The sequence below is a fragment of the Streptomyces chisholmiae genome (assembly GCF_031845445.1).
Classification (GTDB): Bacteria; Actinomycetota; Actinomycetes; order Streptomycetales; family Streptomycetaceae; genus Streptomyces; species Streptomyces chisholmiae.
In genome coordinates this window covers 210,710-230,120 of sequence record NZ_JAVREO010000001.1, presented here as the reverse complement: position 1 = coordinate 230,120, position 19,411 = coordinate 210,710, and the positions used below count along the sequence as shown (strand labels likewise).

Annotated in this window: 19 protein-coding genes and 1 pseudogene; 13 read left to right on the top strand and 7 right to left on the bottom strand. The window is 73.0% G+C overall.

The features are described 5' to 3' along the window. Positions 1–281 precede the first annotated feature (281 nt). From RM844_RS00995 to RM844_RS00975, 5 genes are all read left to right on the top strand, one after another. Positions 282–1,730 (top strand): ATP-binding protein, encoded by a 1,449-nt coding sequence (locus RM844_RS00995; RefSeq protein WP_311663533.1) that lies wholly within the window; start codon positions 282–284, stop codon positions 1,728–1,730. A 121-nt stretch (positions 1,731–1,851) separates the two neighbouring features. Beyond that, positions 1,852–2,265: a roadblock/LC7 domain-containing protein gene (locus RM844_RS00990; RefSeq protein WP_311663531.1), complete on the top strand. Its 414-nt coding sequence runs from the start codon at positions 1,852–1,854 to the stop codon at positions 2,263–2,265. After that, the gene (locus RM844_RS00985; protein ID WP_394814381.1) at positions 2,262–2,660 is read left to right on the top strand and encodes a DUF742 domain-containing protein; all 399 of its coding nucleotides are present in this window, start codon (positions 2,262–2,264) and stop codon (positions 2,658–2,660) included. Before RM844_RS00990 ends, RM844_RS00985 begins: the two co-directional genes overlap by 4 nt. Continuing rightward, positions 2,641–3,345 (top strand): GTP-binding protein, encoded by a 705-nt coding sequence (locus RM844_RS00980; protein WP_311663529.1) that lies wholly within the window; start codon positions 2,641–2,643, stop codon positions 3,343–3,345. Before RM844_RS00985 ends, RM844_RS00980 begins: the two co-directional genes overlap by 20 nt. Beyond that, positions 3,342–4,823 carry a cytochrome P450 gene (locus RM844_RS00975; RefSeq protein ID WP_311663527.1) on the top strand — a complete coding sequence of 494 codons (1,482 nt, stop codon included), beginning with the start codon at positions 3,342–3,344 and terminating at the stop codon, positions 4,821–4,823. Before RM844_RS00980 ends, RM844_RS00975 begins: the two co-directional genes overlap by 4 nt. Positions 4,824–5,088: 265 nt before the next feature. Here the strand turns inward: RM844_RS00975 and RM844_RS00970 are convergent. Further along, positions 5,089–5,871 (bottom strand): annotated as a pseudogene (locus RM844_RS00970) (terpene synthase family protein); the annotation flags it as partial. Between the two features lie 212 nt (positions 5,872–6,083). Between RM844_RS00970 and RM844_RS00965 the strand changes: the two are divergent. Together RM844_RS00965 and RM844_RS00960 are read left to right on the top strand one after the other, a co-directional pair. Further along, positions 6,084–7,838, top strand: coding sequence for an NAD+ synthase (locus RM844_RS00965; RefSeq protein ID WP_311663525.1), 1,755 nt, complete (start codon positions 6,084–6,086; stop codon positions 7,836–7,838). Between the two features lie 194 nt (positions 7,839–8,032). Further along, entirely contained in the window at positions 8,033–9,187 is a 1,155-nt protein-coding gene (locus tag RM844_RS00960) for a S1 family peptidase (RefSeq protein WP_311663523.1), read from the top strand. 46 nt (positions 9,188–9,233) lie between these two features. On the opposite strand, the gene pspAB is transcribed toward RM844_RS00960, so the two are convergent. The 3 genes from pspAB to RM844_RS00945 all read right to left on the bottom strand — a co-directional run bounded on the left by pspAB (position 9,234) and on the right by RM844_RS00945 (position 11,934). Next, a complete protein-coding gene (gene pspAB, locus RM844_RS00955) occupies positions 9,234–9,824 on the bottom strand; it encodes a PspA-associated protein PspAB (protein WP_311663521.1) in 591 nt (196 codons plus the stop codon). 84 nt (positions 9,825–9,908) lie between these two features. Continuing rightward, positions 9,909–10,805 carry a zinc metalloprotease HtpX gene (gene htpX / locus RM844_RS00950; RefSeq protein WP_311663519.1) on the bottom strand — a complete coding sequence of 299 codons (897 nt, stop codon included), beginning with the start codon at positions 10,803–10,805 and terminating at the stop codon, positions 9,909–9,911. Positions 10,806–10,902: 97 nt separating this feature from the next. Further along, positions 10,903–11,934, bottom strand: a complete 1,032-nt coding sequence (locus RM844_RS00945; protein WP_311663517.1) for an endonuclease/exonuclease/phosphatase family protein — start codon at positions 11,932–11,934, stop codon at positions 10,903–10,905. Positions 11,935–12,171: 237 nt separating this feature from the next. Between RM844_RS00945 and panB the strand changes: the two genes are divergently transcribed. Further along, positions 12,172–13,050: a 3-methyl-2-oxobutanoate hydroxymethyltransferase gene (gene panB / locus RM844_RS00940; protein ID WP_311663515.1), complete on the top strand. Its 879-nt coding sequence runs from the start codon at positions 12,172–12,174 to the stop codon at positions 13,048–13,050. Between the two features lie 50 nt (positions 13,051–13,100). Here panB and RM844_RS00935 read toward each other — a convergent pair whose 3' ends face one another. The 3 genes from RM844_RS00935 to RM844_RS00925 all read right to left on the bottom strand — a co-directional run bounded on the left by RM844_RS00935 (position 13,101) and on the right by RM844_RS00925 (position 14,411). Next, complete coding sequence (locus RM844_RS00935) at positions 13,101–13,316, bottom strand: hypothetical protein (RefSeq protein ID WP_311663513.1); 216 nt, start codon at positions 13,314–13,316, stop codon at positions 13,101–13,103. A gap of 75 nt (positions 13,317–13,391) precedes the next feature. After that, a complete protein-coding gene (gene npdG / locus RM844_RS00930) occupies positions 13,392–14,093 on the bottom strand; it encodes an NADPH-dependent F420 reductase (RefSeq protein WP_311663511.1) in 702 nt (233 codons plus the stop codon). A 45-nt stretch (positions 14,094–14,138) separates the two neighbouring features. Continuing rightward, positions 14,139–14,411, bottom strand: coding sequence for a hypothetical protein (locus RM844_RS00925; protein ID WP_311663509.1), 273 nt, complete (start codon positions 14,409–14,411; stop codon positions 14,139–14,141). A gap of 34 nt (positions 14,412–14,445) precedes the next feature. On the opposite strand from RM844_RS00925, the gene map reads away from it, so the two are divergent. The 5 genes from map to RM844_RS00900 all read left to right on the top strand — a co-directional run bounded on the left by map (position 14,446) and on the right by RM844_RS00900 (position 19,372). Then, positions 14,446–15,312: a type I methionyl aminopeptidase gene (gene map, locus RM844_RS00920; RefSeq protein WP_311663507.1), complete on the top strand. Its 867-nt coding sequence runs from the start codon at positions 14,446–14,448 to the stop codon at positions 15,310–15,312. A gap of 160 nt (positions 15,313–15,472) precedes the next feature. Continuing rightward, the gene (locus tag RM844_RS00915; protein WP_311663505.1) at positions 15,473–16,132 is read left to right on the top strand and encodes a biliverdin-producing heme oxygenase; all 660 of its coding nucleotides are present in this window, start codon (positions 15,473–15,475) and stop codon (positions 16,130–16,132) included. 191 nt (positions 16,133–16,323) lie between these two features. Beyond that, the gene (locus RM844_RS00910) at positions 16,324–17,598 is read left to right on the top strand and encodes an ABC transporter substrate-binding protein (RefSeq protein ID WP_311663502.1); all 1,275 of its coding nucleotides are present in this window, start codon (positions 16,324–16,326) and stop codon (positions 17,596–17,598) included. Beyond that, positions 17,595–18,539, top strand: a complete 945-nt coding sequence (locus RM844_RS00905) for a carbohydrate ABC transporter permease (protein ID WP_311663500.1) — start codon at positions 17,595–17,597, stop codon at positions 18,537–18,539. Before RM844_RS00910 ends, RM844_RS00905 begins: the two co-directional genes overlap by 4 nt. Further along, positions 18,536–19,372 (top strand): carbohydrate ABC transporter permease, encoded by an 837-nt coding sequence (locus tag RM844_RS00900; RefSeq protein ID WP_311663499.1) that lies wholly within the window; start codon positions 18,536–18,538, stop codon positions 19,370–19,372. The genes RM844_RS00905 and RM844_RS00900 overlap by 4 nt, the downstream gene beginning before the upstream one ends. The last annotated feature ends 39 nt before the right edge of the window (positions 19,373–19,411 follow it).

The following is a 19,411-nucleotide window of genomic DNA, read 5'->3' as shown; positions in this document are numbered from 1 at the left end:
AAACCGACCCTTGGCCATAACCTCACGGATCGACCCGGACCCGCCCCGAACCACGAAACCACAGGTCAGCTGGGGTTCGACGGCGGCCACACCGGCCCAGGGACGGCGGCTGGCCGCCCGATCGGGGGAGCTTTGCGCAAGTGCCTGCGGCACCCCTCGTCGGACCTCTACTCTCCTGTGTCACATAGCGAGTTGTGGCCGCTACGGCTAGTCGCCGCCGCCTATGTCAGTGGCATGGGCCACCGTCGTATCCGTCCGTCGCAAGCCTGTGAGGAAGCCCCATGGTGCACGTCGGTTCATTAGAGCGAACCAGCCGCCCCGTCCTGCCCACCGGCCGGTGGTTCGTGCCGCCCGCCCTGGTGGCGCTCGGCGCGCTGGGCGCCGTGTTCCTGGTGCCGGCGGCAGCCCGCCTCGCGGTGCTGTGGTGCGGCGGCCTGGCCACCCTCGCGGTGCTGCTGATCGCGGGCGAGACCGCGCGCCGCGGGCGGGTCGTCGAGCTGTTGCGGGACCGGGTCCACGCCCAGGTCGGCGACGCCGACCTGATGGCCTACGAGCTGCTCCCGGTGGCGCTCGACCGGATGAAGAACGGCGAGCTGGAGGACGAGGTCATCCCCTCCCTCCCCACCGGCGGCACCTCCGACCCGCAGCTCGTCGCCGCCCTGGAGGGCATGGCCTTCGGCATCCTCGACGTCCTCCGGGAGAAGGAGCTGCAACGGGACTCGGCCAAGCGGGCCATCGTGAACATCGCGCACCGCATCCAGTCCGAGATCCACCGCCTCCAGGACGACATCGCCAAGATGCAGTTCCGGCACGGCACCCCCGAGGTGCTCAGCGACCTGATGCACCTGGAGCACCGCATCAATGTCACCGGCCGGTTCGCCACCAGCCTGGCCGTGGTCGGCGGCGGCGCCCCGGTGCGGCGCTGGGCCCGCCCCATCTCGCTGCACGACGTGATGCGCGCCGGCTCGGGCCCGATCAACGAGTACCTGCGGGTGGAGCAGCACCGGGTGATCGAGACGGCCGTCGTCGGGCACGCCGTCGAGCCGCTGATCATGATCATGGGCGAGCTGCTGGACAACGCCACCCGCTACTCCCCGCCCAGCAGCACCGTGGTGATGAACACCGAGGAGGTCGCCACCGGCGTCGAGGTCTCCATCGAGGACAAGGGCGCCGGCCTCACCGACGAGTCGCGCCGCCGCGCCGAGTTCCTGCTCCAGCAGGGCGTCGACGGCCTCGACCTGGAGGACCTGGGCGAGACCGCCAGGATCGGGCTCCGGGTGGCCGGCATCCTGGCCAGCCACCACGGCGTCAAACTCTCCCTGCGCCCCTCCACCTGCGAGGGCGTCCGGGCGGTCGTCTTCATCCCCAACGACCTGCTGACCGCCGTGCCCCCGCCCAAGTACCCGATCCCGGCGCTGCGGCCCACGCCGCAGTGGCACCTGCCGATCGGCGCGCTGGACGAGGAGACCCCGGAGTACGAGCGGAACGCCAACGGCCTGCCGCAGCGCCGCCGCCGGACGGCGACGTCGGACGGCGGCGGCCGGCCGGCGCCGCCCCGGGCGAACGGCGCGGCCCCGGCCGCCTCGCCGCCCGCGGCGCGGCGGCGGGGGGCGCCCGAGCGCCGGGAGTCGGGGCTGTGGGTGGACGCCTTCTTCGCCGGGATCCGGTCGGAGCCCGGTGCCTCGCCGCCAGCGGACGGCCCGGGCGAGGCGGAGCGCCCCGGCCCCTGAGCCGGCCGCCCGCCCCGCCGCCGGCCCGGGCGGCCCCACGCCGCCCGGGCCCGAGCGGCCCGCGAGACCCCCACAACGCCAAGCCCTCCTCGGATCAAGTCGGAATCAAGGTGAGAAGCACGTGACACAGCGTCGGTTCAAGGACATGGACTGGATGCTCAGGGACCTGGCCGCCTCCGTCCCGTGTATCCGGCACATCGTGGTGCTGTCGGCGGACGGGCTGTGCATGGCCCAGCACGGCAGCGAGCGGGACAGCGGGGACCGGCTGGCCGCCGCCGCCTCCGGGATCAAGAGCCTCGCCCAGTCGATCGCCACCGAACTCCCGGGCGACGAGGGCGACGTGAAGATGGTGCTGCTGGAGCTGACCGGGGGCTTCTTCTACCTGATGTCGGCCGGCGAGCGCTCCTACCTCGCGGTCACCGCCGACGCCGAGGTGGACCCGGGGCTGATCAGCCAGCGGATGCGCGACCTGGTGCTGCGCATCGGCGAGCACCTGTCCACCGGCACCAGGACGCCGGAACGGGCCGCGCCGTGAGCGTCTCCGAGGACGCCGGCGCGGACGAACCGGGCCGCCGCAAGCCGGAGGGCGACCAGCCCGTCCCGCTCTACGTGGTGACCGGCGGACGCAGCGAGTCCGCCGACGCGATGGCCCTCGACCTGGTCACCCTGGTGGTGGCCAGGGCGGACCCGCACGCCGGCCAGTCCCCCGAGCACGCCGCGCTGCTGCGGATGTGCCGCTTCCCGATCTCGGTCGCGGAGATCTCGGCCTACCTCGGCCTCCCGTTCAGCGCGGTGACCGTACTGCTCATGGACCTGCTCGACAGCTCCCAGGTGGAGGTCAGGCAGACCAGGGTGGCGCAGCGCGCGGTCGCCGCCGACCCCGACCTCGACACCCTGAAGGCACTGATCGATGGCCTACAACGACTCTGATTCCCCGGCGGCCGGGCGGCTTCCCGAGTTCACCGGCGGTCCCCGCGAGGAGGACCTGCTGCCCAGCTCGGCCGAGCAGTCGGTCAAGGTGGTGGTGGTCGGCGGGTTCGGCGTCGGCAAGACCACCATGGTCGGCTCGGTGAGCGAGATCCGCCCGCTGACCACCGAGGAGACCATGACCCAGGCCGGCGCCGGGGTGGACGACCTGGCCGGCGTGGAGCGCAAGACCGAGACCACGGTCGCCATGGACTTCGGCCGGATCACCCTCAACGAGCGGCTGGTCCTCTGCCTCTTCGGCACCCCGGGCCAGCAGCGGTTCTGGTTCCTGTGGAACGGCGTGATCGAGGGCGCCCTCGGGGCCGTGGTGCTGGTGGACACCCGGCGGCTGGAGGACAGCTTCCAGGCGATGGACCGGCTGGAGGAGTGCGGCGTCCCCTTCGTGGTGGCGGTCAACAACTTCCCCGACGCCCCGCTGCACCCGGTGCCCGAGCTGCGGCTGGCCCTCGACCTGCCGGCCCGGGTGCCGGTGGTCAGTTGTGACGCCCGCCAGTTCGACTCCTCCCGCGAGGTGCTGCTGACCCTGCTGCGCCATCTCTACACCCGGGCGACCGAGGGCGAGGCGCCCGAGGAGCCCGGCACCCCGACCGTCGTCCCCGCTCCCCCGCACCCCTCGGAGGCCACGTGACCAGCCTGCCAGAACCCCCGCGCGCCTCGATCCCGTTGGGCGCGCCGCCGCCGGGCTGCCCGGCGCACGCCAGCGGCCCGGGCGGGGTGCAGCGGCTCTACGGGCCGGCGGCCTCCGCCGACCCGATGGGGCTCTACGAGCGGCTGCGCACCGAGCACGGGCCGGTCGCCCCGGTACTGCTGGAGGGCGACGTGCCGGCCTGGCTGGTCCTCGGGTACCAGGAGATCCTGGAGGTCACCCGCAACCCACGCCGGTTCCGCCGGGACGGCCGGGCCTGGTCGCCCTGGCAGCGCGGCGAGATCGGCACCGACTCGCCGATCGCGCCCGTGCTGGCCTGGGGCCCGGACTGCTCGCACCAGGACGGCTCGGTGCACCAGCGGCTGCGGGGCGCGGTCAACGAGTCGCTGGAGCGCTTCGACCGGCGTGGCCTGCGCCGCTACGTGCAGCTCTACGGGCACCAGCTGATCGACCGGTTCGCGCCGGAGGGCCGGGCCGAGATCCTCGGCCAGTACGCGCAGCAGCTGCCGATGCTGGTGCTCACGGTGGTGCTGGGGCTGCCGGAGGAGGAGGGGCCGCGGCTGGTGGAGGCCAGCCGGCAGCTGCTGATCGGCACGGAGAAGGCGGTGGCCGCCGACCGCTACATCCAGCGCACGCTGACCGAGCTGGTGGCGACCAAGCACGCGACGCCGGGGCACGACCTGGCGTCCTGGCTGATCGCGCACCCGGCGGACCTGTCCGACGAGGAGGTGCTGCACCACCTGCGGCTGGTGATGGTCGCGGCGAACGAGACGACGACCAACCTGATCGTCAACACGCTGCGGGTGGTCTTCACGCACCCCAGGTTCCGCGGCTCGCTGCACGGTGGCCGGATGACGCTGCCGGCCGCGGTGGAGCAGGTGCTCTGGGACGAGCCGCCGATCTCCGTCTGCCCGGGCGGATTCGCCAGCGACGACGTCGAGTTGGGCGGACAGAACATCCGAAAGGGCGACATCTTACTGCTCGGCCTGGCGGGGGCCAACGCCGATCCGGCGATCCGGCCGGCGCCGGGGGCGCCGATGCACGGCAACCGCTCGCACCTCTCGTTCACCAGCGGCCCGCACGAGTGCCCGGGTCAGGACATCGGCCGGGCGATCACCGTGACCGGGATCGAGGTGCTGCTCTCCCGACTGCCCGACCTGCGGCTGACCGTGGAGCCCGACGAGCTGACCTGGTCCTCGTCCACCTGGTCCCGCCACCTGGTGGCGCTGCCGGCCGAGTTCACGCCACGGGCCCGCGCCGAGCGGATCGCGCTGGTGCCGCCGGCGCCGGGGCGACGGCAGGCGCCGGGCCGGCAGCGGCCCCGGCCGCCGGCCGAGCCGGCGCGGACTGAGCGGCCGGCGCGCCCGGAGCGGCGCTCGTTCTGGGCTGGCCTGCGGCGGCGGTGGGGCCGTTCGGACCAGCCGGCCGACGCGGAGCGCCCGGGCCGGCGGGAGGGCTGAGCCGGCCGGCCGGGCTGGGGCGCTCGGGGGCGCTTCGCCCGGGCGGGCGCCCCGGCGTGGTGAGGTCCCCGATCACGCCCCGGCCGGCCGCGCCCCCGGCGTAGCGGGCGGTGCTCACGCCCCAGCGCTGGTTGCCGACCATCCAGCAGCGCAGCCCGGCGGCGTAGCGTTCGACGGCCTCCCGGCCGGCCCGGTCGAGGCCGAGCCGGGCGGCCAGCCGGGGCAGCCGGGCCGCGATCCGTTGGAACAGCTCGACCCGGCCCCGCACCAGCCCGACCACCTGCCGGACCGCGCTCTCCCGGGAGCAGCCCTGGGCGCGCTGCCGGATCAGCACCAGGTTGTGCGGGTCGCCCTGGTCCGCCTCGCGTTCCACGGAGTGCACGTCGTTGCAGAGGAAGATGACGTCCCCGGCGCAGCGGGTGAGGATCTGGACCTCGCTGCTCCAGTAGGCGGCGCCCGGCACCTCGAACCGGCCGACCCGTTCGATCAGGTCGAAGCAGGGCGCGGTGCCGACGGCCTGCCGGCGCAGCGTCAGGTAGGCGTGCTCGTCCAGCGGCGCGGTGGAGACCCGGTTGCGCGCCTCCCTGACGTAGGAGCGGAAGAAGCGGGTGAGGTTGCCGGCGGCCCGCTCCCGCCAGGCCGGGGACATCCCGTCGGCGGCCCGCCGCCACATGTCGGCGTAGCCGTGGGTGAGCGGCAGGTCGAGGGCGGGGCGGCGGCCGGCCGGCTGGTAGGCGATGGCGGCCAGCGCGGTGGAGAGCCGGACGACGCTCTCCGGGCGGCGGCCCAGCTCGCCGTCGAACTGGTCGTCCAGCGGGAAGCCGAGGCAGACCGCGTCGGTGGCCAGCTCCAGGTCCTCAGGGGCGGCGTCCGGGTAGGCGTAGGCGGCCAGGTCAGTGAGCCGCCAGGCGGTGTAGGCGCGCAACGGCGGCCCCTCGGCGACCAGTCGGTGGGCGCGCACCCAGTCGAGGTGATGGGCTCTGGCGCGCTCGGCCGCGGGGTTGACCCTGGTTTCGAACGGCAGGAAGAACCGCACGTTCTGCGGCATGGACCGCCCCCTTGCGTCCGCGTGTGCCAGCGCTCCAAAGCTCTGCCCCGGGCGCCGGGGAGACAACCGGACAGGCCGGCGCGCGGTGGCCGAATCACACCGGTAGCGGAGAGATCACCGCAGGTGAACCGGGAGGGGTGGCTGGCCACAACGACCGGATCACCGGGGGCCGACACCCCCATCGCGTCAATTGGACGATTACACTCACTGACGTGCCTCAGCTACGAATCGCCCTGAACCAGATCGACGCCAGGGTCGGCGATCTCGCCGGCAACGCGGACGCGGTGCTGCGCTGGACGCGGCACAGCGTGGACCACGGGGCCCACCTGGTGGCGTTCCCCGAGATGATGCTCACCGGCTATCCGGTGGAGGACCTGGCGCTGCGCTCCTCGTTCGCCGAGGCCAGCCGGCGGACGCTGGACGAGTTGGCGACCCGACTGGCCGACGAGGGGCTGGGCGGGGTGCCGGTGGTGGTCGGTTATCTGGACCGCACGGACGAGCGCGCCCCGCATCTGGGCCGGCCGGCGGGCGCCCCGCGCAACGCGGCCGCGGTGCTGCAGGGCGGGGAGGTCAGGCTCACCTTCGCCAAACACCACCTGCCCAACTACGGCGTCTTCGACGAGTACCGGTACTTCGTGCCGGGCGACACGCTGCCGGTGGTGCGGGTGCGCGGGGTGGACGTGGCGCTGGCGATCTGCGAGGACCTGTGGCAGGAGGGCGGCCGGGTGCCGGCGGCCCGCGCGGCGGGGGCCGGGCTGCTGCTGTCGATCAACGCCTCGCCCTACGAGGTGGCCAAGGACGACACCCGGCTGGAGCTGGTGCGGCGGCGGGCCAGGGAGGCGGGTTGCGCGCTGGCCTACCTGGCGATGGTCGGCGGCCAGGACGAGCTGGTCTTCGACGGGGACTCGCTGGTGGTGGACCGGGACGGCGAGGTGCTGGCCAGGGGGCCGCAGTTCGCCGAGGAGTGCCTGCTGCTGGACCTGGCGCTGCCGGCGGCGGCCGTGGCGCCGCCGGCCGGCCGGCTGGCCGACGGGCTGACCGTCGATCACCTGACGCTGGACGCCGCGCCGCTGGCGCCCTACGAGCCGCGGTTCACCGGCGGGACGCACCCGCGGCTGGACGACGCGGAGGAGATGTACCAGGCGCTGGTGACCGGGGTGCGCGCGTACACCGAGAAGAACGGCTTCCCCTCGGTGCTGCTGGGGCTGTCCGGCGGGATCGACTCGGCGCTCTGCGCGGTCATCGCCTGTGACGCGCTGGGCGCCGACCGGGTGCACGGGGTGGCGATGCCCTCGCGCTACTCGTCGGAGCACTCGGTGGCGGACGCGGAGGAGCTGGCCAGGCGGACCGGGCTGACGCTGCGCACGGTGCCGATCGGCGGCATGTTCGACGCCTACCAGCGGCAGGTGGAGCTGACCGGCCTGGCCGAGGAGAACCTCCAGTCCCGGCTGCGTGGCACGTTGCTGATGGCGCTCTCCAACCAGGAGGGCCACATCGTGCTGGCCCCGGGCAACAAGAGCGAGCTGGCGGTGGGTTACTCGACGCTCTACGGGGACTCGGTGGGGGCCTACGGCCCGATCAAGGACCTGTACAAGACGGGCGTCTACCGGCTGGCGCGCTGGCGGAACGAGGCGGCCGAGCGGCGTGGCGAGACGCCGCCGATCCCGGAGAACTCGATCGTGAAGCCGCCGAGCGCGGAGCTGCGCCCGGGGCAGGTGGACACCGACTCGCTGCCGGACTACGACACGCTGGACGCGGTGTTGGAGCGGTACGTGGACCGGGACGAGGGCTGGTCGCGGATCGTGGCGGCCGGATTCCCGGCCGAGTTGGTGACGGAGGTGCTGCGGCTGGTGGACCGGGCGGAGTACAAGCGGCGCCAGTACCCGCCGGGCACCAAGATCTCGCCGAAGGGCTTCGGCAAGGACCGCCGGCTGCCGATCACCAGCGGCTGGCGCGAGGGCAGTTGACGGGTGGCGGCCGGCGGACGTGGGGCCCGCCGGCCGCCGGTGGCCGCTTCTCGCCGTTCCGGAACGCTTGTTGACACCCTTGGTCTAGACATGTACATGGCATCGCTTTACGCTCTCCCCCGGCGGCGGTGAGAGCGCTCTCTCCCTTCGCTGTTCCACTCCTCACCGGTAGCGCATCGAAGGAGTACCCCCACATGAGACGCACCAGAAGCCTGCGCCTTGGACTGTCGGCCCTGCTGGTCGCCGGCGCGCTGGCCGGCACCGGGGCCGCCGCGGCCGCCGCCGACCCGGCCGCCGAGCCGCTCGCCTCCCCCGGCCTGCTGCTCGGCCTCCAGCAGGAGTTCGGCCTGACCGCCGCCGAGGTCGAGGCCCGGCTGGCCGACGAGGCCGCCGCCACCGAGCTGGACCCGGTCGCCCGGGAGGCGGCCGGCCCGGCGCTCGGCGGCAGCTGGTTCGACCCGGCGACCGGCGACCTGGTGGTCGCCGTCACCGACGCCGAGCGGGCCGCCGAGGTCGAGGCCACCGGCGCCGAGACCACCCTGGTCCGGCACAGCGAGGCAACCCTCAACCGGGGCCTGGCCGCGCTCGACACGCTGGCCGCCGAGGCCGGCGCGCCGGACGCGGTGGCCAGCTGGCGGGTGGACCCGCGGGCCAACAGCGTGGTCGTCGACGTGGTCGAGGGCCAGCAGGACAGCGCCGAGGTGGCCGCGTTCGTCGCGGCGGCCGAGGAGACCGTTCCGGTCACCCTCGGCACCGTGCCGCAGGCCCCGACCACCTTCGCCGCCGGCACCGTCGGCGGTGACCCCTACTACACCGGCAACGTCCGCTGCTCCATCGGCTTCTCGGTGCACGGCGGCTTCGTCACCGCCGGGCACTGCGGCGCGCGGGGCGCCAGCGTCTCCGGCTGGGACCGCACCCACATCGGGACCTTCCAGGGCTCCTCGTTCCCCGGCAACGACTACGCCTGGGTGAGCGTGGGCAGCGGCTGGTGGACCGAGCCGGTGGTGCTCGGCTGGGGCGCGATCCCGGACCAGCTGGTGCGCGGCTCGAACGAGGCCCCGGTCGGCTCCTCGATCTGCCGGTCAGGCTCGACCACCGGCTGGCACTGCGGCACCCTGCTGGCCAAGAACGAGACGGTCAACTACAGCGACGGCACCGTGGTGCACCAGCTGACCAAGACCAGCGCCTGCGCCCAGGGCGGCGACTCGGGCGGCTCCTTCATCAGCGGCGACCAGGCCCAGGGCGTCACCTCGGGCGGCTGGGGCAACTGCTCCAGCGGCGGCGAGACCTGGTACCAGCCGGTCAACGAGATCCTGTCCACCTACGGTCTGACGCTGCACACCGCCTGACCGCCGGACGCGACCGGCCGGCGGCCCGCGCGGCCCGCCGGCCGGCTCACAGCCCGGGCGCGCCCCAGACCGGGAACCAGCGGCCGAGATCGTTCTCCACCCGCAGGTCGTCGGCGAGCAGCGCGCGCACCCGCAGTTCGAGGCCGTTGTCCCGGCGCTCCTTCGCGCCGGGCAGCGGCGCGAACGGGTAGAAGGTGCCGCGCTTGTAGAGGTAGACCAGGGCCAGTGGCCGGCCCTCCGGGTCGCGGAAGCCGACCAGGGAGCAGAGCAGCTGCGGCCCGAAGCCGGCGTCCTGGAGCAGGGTGTTGACCGCGTGCAGGTCGTTGACCAGGTCGGTCAGCCGGTCCGCCGGGTGCCGGGCGAGCAGCCAGGTGTAGCCGTAGTCGTCCTGGCTGAACTCCACCGGATGGTCGTCGCCGCCCGGGGCGTGGTCGGCGTCCAGGAGCTCCCGCACCTCGTCCCTGACCCGGGTGAACGCGCCGCCCTCCACACTCGCGAAGCAGACCGAGCCGGCGCCGGTGGGGGTGAAGCCGGCCCCCGCCTGCAGGGTGATGGCGGCCGACGGGACCGCGAAGAGCTGGTCCAGATCGGGTTTGACCGGTTTGCGGCGGCCCAGGATCGCGTCGAGAAAGCCCACGGGGTCGGTTCCTGCCTTCGGTGCCTACATGTCTAGGTGCCTGCGTGCCTGCGGGCCTGCGGGCCCGCGGGAACGGTCGGTCGGTCAGGGCTGGCCCAGCTGGCGGGAGAGCTTGGCCAGCCCGTCCAGCCGCTGCTCCAGCGTCGGGTGCGAGGAGAACAGCCGGCTCATCCCGTCGCCGGAGAGCGCGGGGGCGAAGTAGAACGCGTTGAACGGCTCCGCCTGCCGCAGGTCCCTGGTGGGGATACGGCCCATCTGCCCGGAGACCTTGGTGAGCGCCGAGGCCAGCGCCGACGGGCGGCCGGTGAGCAGCGCGCCGGTGCGGTCGGCGGACAGCTCGCGGTACCGGGACAGCAGCCGGGTGAGCAGGAAGCTGATCACGTAGACCACGGCGCTGACCAACGGGATCAGCAGAAAGACCAGGTTGTTGTTGTTCCGACCGCCGCGGCTGAGCCCGCCCCACAGGGCGATCCGGGTGATCAGCCCGGCCAGCACGCCCAGGAACGCGGCCACCGTCATCACCGCCACGTCCCGGTGCGCCACATGGGACAGCTCGTGCGCCAGCACGCCCTCCAGCTCGTCCTTCTCCAGCCGGCGCAGCAGCCCGGTGGTGGCGCAGACCAGCGACTTCTTCTGGCTGCGGCCGGTGGCGAAGGCGTTGGGCACGTCGGTGTCCGCGATGGCCACCCTCGGCTTGGGCATGTCGGCCAGCGCGCACAGCCGGTCCACCGCGCCGTGCAGCTCGGGCGCCTGCTCGGGGGTGACCTCGCGGGCACCCATGCTGTAGGCGGCGATCCGGTCGCTGAACCAGAACTGGACGAAGAACAGCCCGCCGGCGAGCACCAGGATCAGCGGCCAGGCCTGCCCGAAGGCGGCGATCAACACACCGACGAAGACCACGTAGAGCAGGCCGATCAGGAACATGGTGAGCAGCATGCGGCGGGTCAGTCCGTGATCGGCGGCGAACCGGGTGCGCGCCATACCGTTCCCTTCCCAGGCGTCAGGTCTCCCTCAAAAGTAAAACAACCGGAGCAAAACCGGCGGGCCACCCGGAAGCCGGCCGGCGATCGGCCGACGGTCAGAAGTCCACCCGGGCAGCGACCGGCAGATGGTCACTTCCGGTCGCGGAGAGTGTCCAGGAGGACACCGGCTCCAGGGAACGCACCAGGATCTGGTCGATCCTGGCCATCGGGAACCCGGCCGGCCAGCTGAAGCCGAAGCCGGCCCCGGCCGCCCCCTGGGTGGAGCGCAGCTGCGAGGTGAGCGGCGCCAGCGCCCGGTCGTTCATGGTGCCGTTGAGGTCGCCCAGCAGCACCGCGTGGTCCACCGGCTCGGCGGCGATGGCCTGGCCGAGCAGCTCCGCCGACTGGTCCCGCTGCTCGGCGGTGAAACCGGCCCGGAACTGCACCCGCACCGAGGGCAGGTGCGCCACGTAGACGGCGACCGGCCCCGGCTCGGCGCGGACCGTGCCGCGCAGCGCCCTCGTCCAGCCCATCCCGGTGTCCACCGGGGCCACGTCGGCCAGCGGGTAGCGGCTCCACAGGCCGATGGTGCCCTCGACGGCGTGGTGCGGGAACGCGTCGGCCAGCTCCGCCTCGTAGGTGGCCAGCTCGGCCTGCGGCACCTCCTGGAGCGCGATCACGTCGGCGCCGCTGCCGGAGAGCTGCCGGGCGGTGCTGGCGTGGTCGGCGTTGTCCGCGTCCACGTTGTGGCTGACCACCATCAGCTCGCCACCGCCGCCGGTCTTGTCCAGCAGCAGCCCGCCGAAGAGGTTGGTCCACACCAGGAGCGGCACCAGCAGCGCGACCAGCGCACTGACCGAGCGGCGCAGCACGGCCCAGAGCACCAGCAGCGGCACGGCCACCGCGCACCAGGGCAGGAAGGTCTCCAGCAGGCTGCCCAGGTTCCCGATCCGGTTGGGCACCCGGGAGTGCACGCTGAGCAGCAGGGCCAGCAGCAGCGCCAGGCCGGCCGGCACCAGGCCGCGCCGCCAGCGGCCGACCCGGTCGCTCCACCTGGGCCCGGGGGTGCTCGCCGCCTCGGCGGGCTCACCGGGTGGTGACCCGGCCGCCGCTTCGTGAGGCGTCTTCGAGGAGTCCACCTGTGCCATTCACGCCCTGCCTGACCGTCGTGCAATTCCGTGCGGGCCCCGCGCTCCCCCGTACGCCGCGCCTGGGCCCCGGGGGGCCGCTGCCGGGGAAGACGGCCGGCGCACGGCGTGAGGTTCCCGTTATATCAGCCGTGATCTTCGCCCCCCACTTCCCGACCGCGCTGGGCGGTGCGACGATGGATTCAGTCCGGGGACGCCGTTACGGCGCTTCGAGATCACGAGAACAGGAGCAGCGTGATGACGCAGCACTCCCCTGCCCAGGCGCCGGCGAAGCCGGAGCGTCCGGGGCTCTACGGCGGCAAGAGCAGCCGCCGGGTCACGGTGAGGGACCTCGCGGCCGCCAAGCGGCGGGGCGAGCGGTGGCCGATGCTCACCGCCTACGACGCGATGACCGCCGCCGTCTTCGACGAGGCCGGCATCCCGGTCCTGCTGGTCGGCGACTCGATGGGCAACACCGCGCTCGGCTACGACTCCACGGTGCCGGTCACCCTGGAGCAGGTCACGATGCTGTCGGCGGCCGTGGTGCGGGGCACCCGGCGGGCGATGGTGGTGGCCGACCTGCCGTTCGGCTCGTTCCAGGAGGGCCCGCGGCAGGCCCTGCGCAGCGCGACGCACCTGGTCAAGGAGGCCGGCGTCGGCGCGGTCAAGCTGGAGGGCGGCGAGCGGTCGGCCGACCAGATCCGGCTGCTGGTGGAGTCCGGCATCCCGGTGATGGCGCACGTGGGGCTGACTCCGCAGTCGGTGCACGCCTTCGGCGGGCACCCGGTGCAGGGCCGCGGCGACGAGGCGGCGGCGCAGCTGCTGCGGGACGCCAAGGCGGTGCAGGACGCGGGCGCCTTCGCGGTGGTGCTCGAGCTGGTGACGGCCGAGCTGGCCGCCGAGGTGACCCGGGGCCTGGCCATCCCGACGGTGGGCATCGGCGCCGGCCCGGAGTGCGACGCGCAGGTGCTGGTCTGGACGGACATGGCCGGCATGACGGACTGGCCGGGCGGCCGGTCGCCGCGCTTCGTCAAGCAGTACGGGCAGCTGCGCGCGGCGCTGGGCGACGCGGCGAAGGCCTTCGCCGACGACGTGGTGGGCGGCGCCTACCCGGCCGAGGAGCACAGCTTCCACTGACGCCCGGCCGGCGGGTCTTCGCGGGCCGGCGGCCGGCCCGGCGCCGCGGGTCAGGCCGGGGTGCGCCGGTCCGCGCCCTGGGCCCTGGCCCGGCGGCCGTAGTACCAGGCCATGTTGGAGGAGAGGCCGGCCAGCGCCACCCAGACGATGCCGAACCAGTCGCCCCTGACGAACGAGACCACCGCGGCCACCGCGGTCAGCGCGCAGAGCACGGTGGCGTAGAGGGCGAGCCGGCGCGGGTTGCCGGCGGGAGTCGGGGCTGCCATGGGGGGCCTTCCAAGGGACTGGGGTACGGCGGTCGGGCCCGGTGGTGGGCCCGACCGCCATTCTCCCTCGCCGGCTCAGATGTTGGTCAGCCGGATGCCGGCGTGCGCCTTGTACCGGCGGTTGACCGAGATCAGGTTGGCGACCAGCGCCTCCACCTGGTGGGCGTTGCGCAGCCGGCCGGCGAAGACGCCGCGCATGCCGGGGATCAGCTGGGCGACGGCCTGCACGGTCGCGCAGTCGTCGCGGTCCTCGCCGAGCACCATCACGTCGGTGTCGATCCGCTCGATCTCCGGGTTCTGCAGCAGCACCGCGGAGAGGTGGTGGAAGGCGGCGGTCACCCGGGAGTCGGGGAGCAGGGCGGCGGCCTGCTGGGCGGCGCTGCCCTCCTCGGGGACGATCGGGTAGGCGCCGCGCTTGTCGAAACCGAGCGGGTTGACGCAGTCCACCACCAGCTTGCCGGCCAGCTCGGTGCGCAGCGCGGTGAGGGTGCGGGCGTGGCCGTCCCAGGGGACGGCGACGATCACCACGTCGCTGCGGCTGGCGCAGGCGGCGTTCTCCTCGCCCTGGACGCCGTGGCCGAGTTCCTCGGCGGCCGCCCGGGCGCGGTCGGCGGAGCGGGAGCCGATGATCACCTGCTGGCCGGCCCTGGCCAGCCGGTAGGCCAGGCCGCGGCCCTGGTCGCCGGTGCCGCCGAGCACGCCGATCACGAGGTCGGAGACGTCGGGCAGCTCCCAGGGGTCGCGGCGGGGTGGCGGGGCGTCGTCACGTGTGGTCATACCCGGCATCCTGCCACCGGCCGGCTGACGCGGCGTCGGCGGCCGTCACCAGGGGCCCGGGTCCTCCCGGTCCGCGCGCCGCTCGTCGGGTTCCCCGCCGTCCTCGCGGTCCGGCTCGTCGTTCCAGCGGGGGTCCTGCCGCCACTGGTCGTCGCGCTCCCTGGCGGTCTCGATGGCGCGGGCGGCCTCCTCGCGGCTGGCGTAGGGGCCGAGCCGGTCCTTGGCCGGGCACTCGGGGCCTTCCTCGACCTTGCCGTGCTTCAGGCAGTAGTACCACTCGCCCGGTTGGCCGCTGGTGGTGCGCTTGAAGAGAGCCATGTTCCTTATCCTGCCCGCCCGTAGACTCGGACGCATGTCTGGCCAGTCACTTCTTCAACCCGGCAGGATCTCGCCGCGGCGCGCGGTGCCCTCCGCCATTCCCCGGCCCGAGTACGTGGGGCGGCCCGGGCCGGCCCGGTACACGGGTCCCGACGTGCAGGACGCGGAGACCATCGAGCGGATGCGGGTGGCCGGCCGGATCGCCGCGCGGGCGCTGGCGGAGACCGCCCGGCACATCGAACCCGGCGTGACCACCGACGCGTTGGACGCGGTGGCGCACGCCTACCTCTGCGACCACGGCGCCTACCCGTCGACGCTGGGCTACCGGGGCTTCCCCAAGTCGCTGTGCACCTCGGTGAACGAGGTGATCTGTCACGGCATCCCGGACTCCACCGAGTTGCGCGCGGGCGACCTCGTCAACCTGGACATCACGGCCTACGTCGGTGGGGTGCACGGGGACACCAACGCGACGTTCCTGGTGGGTGGCCCCGAGGCGGCGGACGAGGAGTCGCGACTGCTGGTGGAGCGGACCAGGGAGGCGCTGGCGCGGGCCATCAAGGCGGTCCGTCCCGGCCGGCGGATCAACGTGATCGGCCGGGTGATCGAGTCCTACGCCAAGCGGTTCGGCTACGGCGTGGTCCGGGACTTCACCGGGCACGGGGTGCACAGCGCCTTCCACTCGGGGCTGATCATCCCGCACTTCGACGACCCGAACGCGGACACGGTGCTGCTGCCCGGCATGACCTTCACCATCGAGCCGATGCTCAACCTGGGCACCCACACCTGGGAGATGTGGCCGGACGAGTGGACGGTGGTCACCAGGGACGGCCGCCGCTCGGCCCAGTTCGAGCACACGCTGGTGGTCACCGAGAGTGGCGCCGAGGTGTTGACGCTGCCCTGAGACGGTGGCGCGCGGGAGGGCGCGGCCGAACGCCGGCCGCGCCCGGCACTTTTACCGACAGGGCGTCGGCAAACGCTTGACTTAGGTAAGCCTAAGTAGACAGTATGGCCAGGCGCGACGCCCTGCCGCGCCCCGCTGCCCCTGGCCCTGGAGGTCACACGTGACCGTGCTCGACGCCACCGCCCCGTTCTCCACCCTGATCCGCGACGCCTCGCAGGCCCAGCACACCGAGGCGGAGAACTCCTCCTTCATGGCCGACCTGCTGGGTGGCCGCCTCGGGGTGACCGCCTACCGCAGCTACACAGAGCAACTGTGGTTCGTCTACCGCGCGTTGGAGGGCGTCACACAGTCACTGGCCGGCGACCCGGTGGCCGGCCCGTTCCTGCGGCCCGAGCTGCTCCGCCGCGCCGCGCTCGAACAGGACCTGGACCACCTCCACGAGGGCTCCGACTGGCGGACCGGGCTGCGCCCGCTGCCCGCGACCGAGGAGTACGCGGCCCGCGTGCTGGCCGTGGCCAGGGACTGGCCGGGCGGCTATGTCGCCCACCACTACACCCGCTACCTCGGCGACCTCTCCGGCGGCCAGGTGATCCGCGGCATCGCCGAGAAGACCTGGGGCTTCGCCCACAAGGGGGACGGCGTCCGGTTCTATGTCTTCGACCGGATCGGCAACCCGGCCGCGTTCAAGCGCGAGTACCGGGCGCTGCTGGACGCGATCCCGGCCGACGCCGCCGAGCGGGAGCGGATCGTGGCCGAGTGCCGCCGGGCCTTCGCGCTGAACACGGCGGTCTTCCGGGATCTGGGCGCCGCCACCCGCTGACACCCGGTCGATCGAGAGGTCCCGGTGGGGGTCACCCGCCGGGACCTTTCCGGTGAATATTTCCGATAAGCGCGTTTTTGGCTTGGTGTGGGGTGGGGGAAACGGGACGCTGAGGCCCTTGGCACGCGGGTCTTCCCAAGGAGCACGTCCTGAGTACCTCGTTCGGTAGCAGCGCAAGGGCGTTCTGGGCCGTGTCCGTTCTGCTGGCCACCACCGCCTGTGGATCGGCCGGTGCCGACGCGGCATCGGTCGACCCCGACCGGGTGGGGCCCGCCAGGGGGGACATCACCTGGTACGCCATCAACTTCGGGCCCGAGGGGTTCCCCGAACAACTGATCGCGGCCTTCGAGCGGGCCCACCCGGAGATCAGCGTCGACTTCCAACCGGCCCCCAACAACACCGACACCATGCGGGCCACCCTCACCACCGAGATCACCGGCGGCTCGGACAGCATCGACGTCTACAACGGCGACCTGGTCTGGCCCGCCCAGTTCGGCGACGCCCAGCTGGCGATGCCGCTGGACGAGCACCTGCCCGACGACTTCTGGGACCGCTACCCGAAGGAACGCGCCCGGCTCACCGAGTACCGGGACAACCACCTCGCCGCCCCGCTCTACGTGGACGCCGGCTTCCTCTACTACCGCAAGGACCTGCTGGCCAAGCACGACCTGCCGGTGCCCCGCACCTGGCAGGAGCTGGCCGACACCGCCAAGCGGCTCCAGGACGCGGGCGACGTCACCTACGGCTACGTCGGGCAGTGGGCCAACTACGAGGGGCTCACCGTCAACTGGACCGAACTGTCGGCCGCCGCCGGCGGCCGGAGCGTCACCGCCGACGACGCGGAGCCGGCCATCGACTCCGAGGAGAACCGCGCGGCACTGGACTTCATGCGCCGGCTGCTCGACGAGGGCGTGGTGCCCTCGGCCTCCACCAGCTTCCAGGAGCAGCAGTCGCTCCAGACCTTCGTGGAGGGCGACGCCGCCTTCCACCGCAACTGGTCGCACGGCTGGGACATGGCCAACGACCCGCTGGCCTCACGGATCGCGGACCAGGTCGGCGTGCTGCCACTGCCCGGCTTCGAGGGCGGCGAGGAGCGGGGCCCGTCGGCGGCCGGCGGCTGGAACCTGATGGTCAACCCGCACAGCAAGCAGATCGGCGCGGTGCTGGTCTTCATGGACTGGATGACCGGCCCGGAGGCCCAGCGGATGATGGCGGAGAACTCGGTACTACCGGCCAGCGAGGAGGTCCTCAACGACCCCGAGCTGCAGCGCGAGAACCCGGTGCTGGAGGTGGCCGCCGACCTCGACCTCGTGGCCCGCCCCGCGCAGACCCCGCGCTACCCGCAGATCAGCCACGGCATCTACACCAACATCAACGGCTCCCTGGCCGGTTCGGCTCCCACCGCGAACGCGCTGCGCGACGCGGCGGAGGACATCCAACGCGCACTGGAGGACCGGGCGCTATGAGCGGTGGCACAGCGCGGGCGGCGATCCGACCCAACAAGGGACACTCCATCCTGGAACGGCGGTTCGCCCGCCTGGGGTGGGGCTTCGCCACGCCGGCGCTGGTGGTGGTCCTGGCCATCACCCTCTTCCCCATCGCGTTCTCGGTGGCGATGAGCCTGAGCCACGTGACCGTCTCGGCAGACGGCTTCCAGCTCTCCGGCACCACCACCGAGCACTACGAGATGCTGCTGAAGTCCGAACGCTGGCGCCACGCGCTGGTCTTCACGGTGCTCTACACCATCGGCACGGTCGTCGCCGAGCTGGTGCTCGGCACCCTGATCGCGCTGGTCCTGGAGCAGCTCTCCGGCGGCCGGGGCTGGATGATGGCACTGCTGCTGCTCCCCTGGGCCATGATCACGGTGGTCTCGGCACAGCTGTGGGCCTACATGTACAACGGCGTCTACGGGGTGCTGACCGCGCTCACCGAGGGGCTGACCGGCACCCCGTTCCAGTTCCTCGGCACCCCCACCCCCGCGGTGCTGTCGATGGCGGCGGCCGACGTCTGGAAGACCACCCCGTTCGTGGCGATCATCGTGCTCGCCGGGCTGATGATGCTGCCCAGCGACGTGGTGGAGGCCGCCCGGGTGGACGGCGCCAGCGCGTGGACCGCGTTCTGGCGGGTGCGGCTGCCGCTGCTGCGGCCGGCGCTGGTGATCGCCGTGCTCTTCCGCATCCTCCAGGCCTTCGGCATCTTCGACCTGCCCTTCGTGCTCACCGGCGGCGGCCCGGGGGACGCCACCGAGTCGCTGGCGCTGCTCGGCTGGCACGTGATGTTCACCAACCTGGACTTCGGCCCCGGCGCCGCCGTGGCCGCCAGCACCGCCGCACTGGTCCTGGTGGGGTGTCTGATCTTCCTCCGCGCCTTCCGGGCGCGGGTGGGCGACGAGGAGGCGCAAGCGTGACGCGACCCCGGTTCCGGTTCCAGTTCCGCTGGGTGCACCTGGCGGCGCTGCTGGTGGCGCTCTTCGTCGCCGCCCCGCTCTACTGGATGGCGGTCAGCTCCCTCAAGCCGATGGAGGAGGTCGGCGCCAACCCGCCGACCGCCTGGCCGGAGCGGTTCACCTTCGACAACTACCGCGACGCCTTCGTCACCAACCACTTCGGCCGGTACCTGCTCAACTCGGCGCTGGTCTCGCTGCTGGCCACCGGCCTGGTGCTGTGCCTGAGCGCGTTCGCCGGCTACGCGCTGGCCCGGCTGCCGCTGCGCGGCAAGTCGCCGATCATGATCGCGCTGCTGATGATCTCGCTCTTCCCGACGATCGCGCTGGCCGCGCCGCTCTTCCTGCTGATGCGGGAGATCGGCTGGCTCAACAGCTACCAGGGGCTGATCCTGGTCTACACGGCGCTCAACATCCCGTTCGCCATCTGGATCCTGCGGAACTTCTTCCTCCAGATCCCGAAGGAGATGGAGGAGGTCGCCTGGGTGGACGGGGCCTCCCCGGTGCGGACCGTGGTCGGGGTGATCCTGCCGCAGGCGCTGCCCGGGATGTTCACCGCGGCGATCTTCACGTTCACCGCCTGCTGGACCGAGTTCCTGATCGGCCTCACCCTCAACACGGCCGACAGCTACCGGACCATGCCGGTGGGCGTGGCGCTCTTCGGCAGCACCTTCACCGTGCCCTACGGCACGATCTTCGCCGCCGCGACGGTCTCGGTGCTGCCCATCGCGCTGCTGGTGCTGATCTTCCGCCGGGCCGTGGTCTCCGGCCTCACCTCGGGCGCGGTCAAGGGCTGACGACGGGCGCGGCCAAGGGGCGGCCGGGGCGCGGAAAAC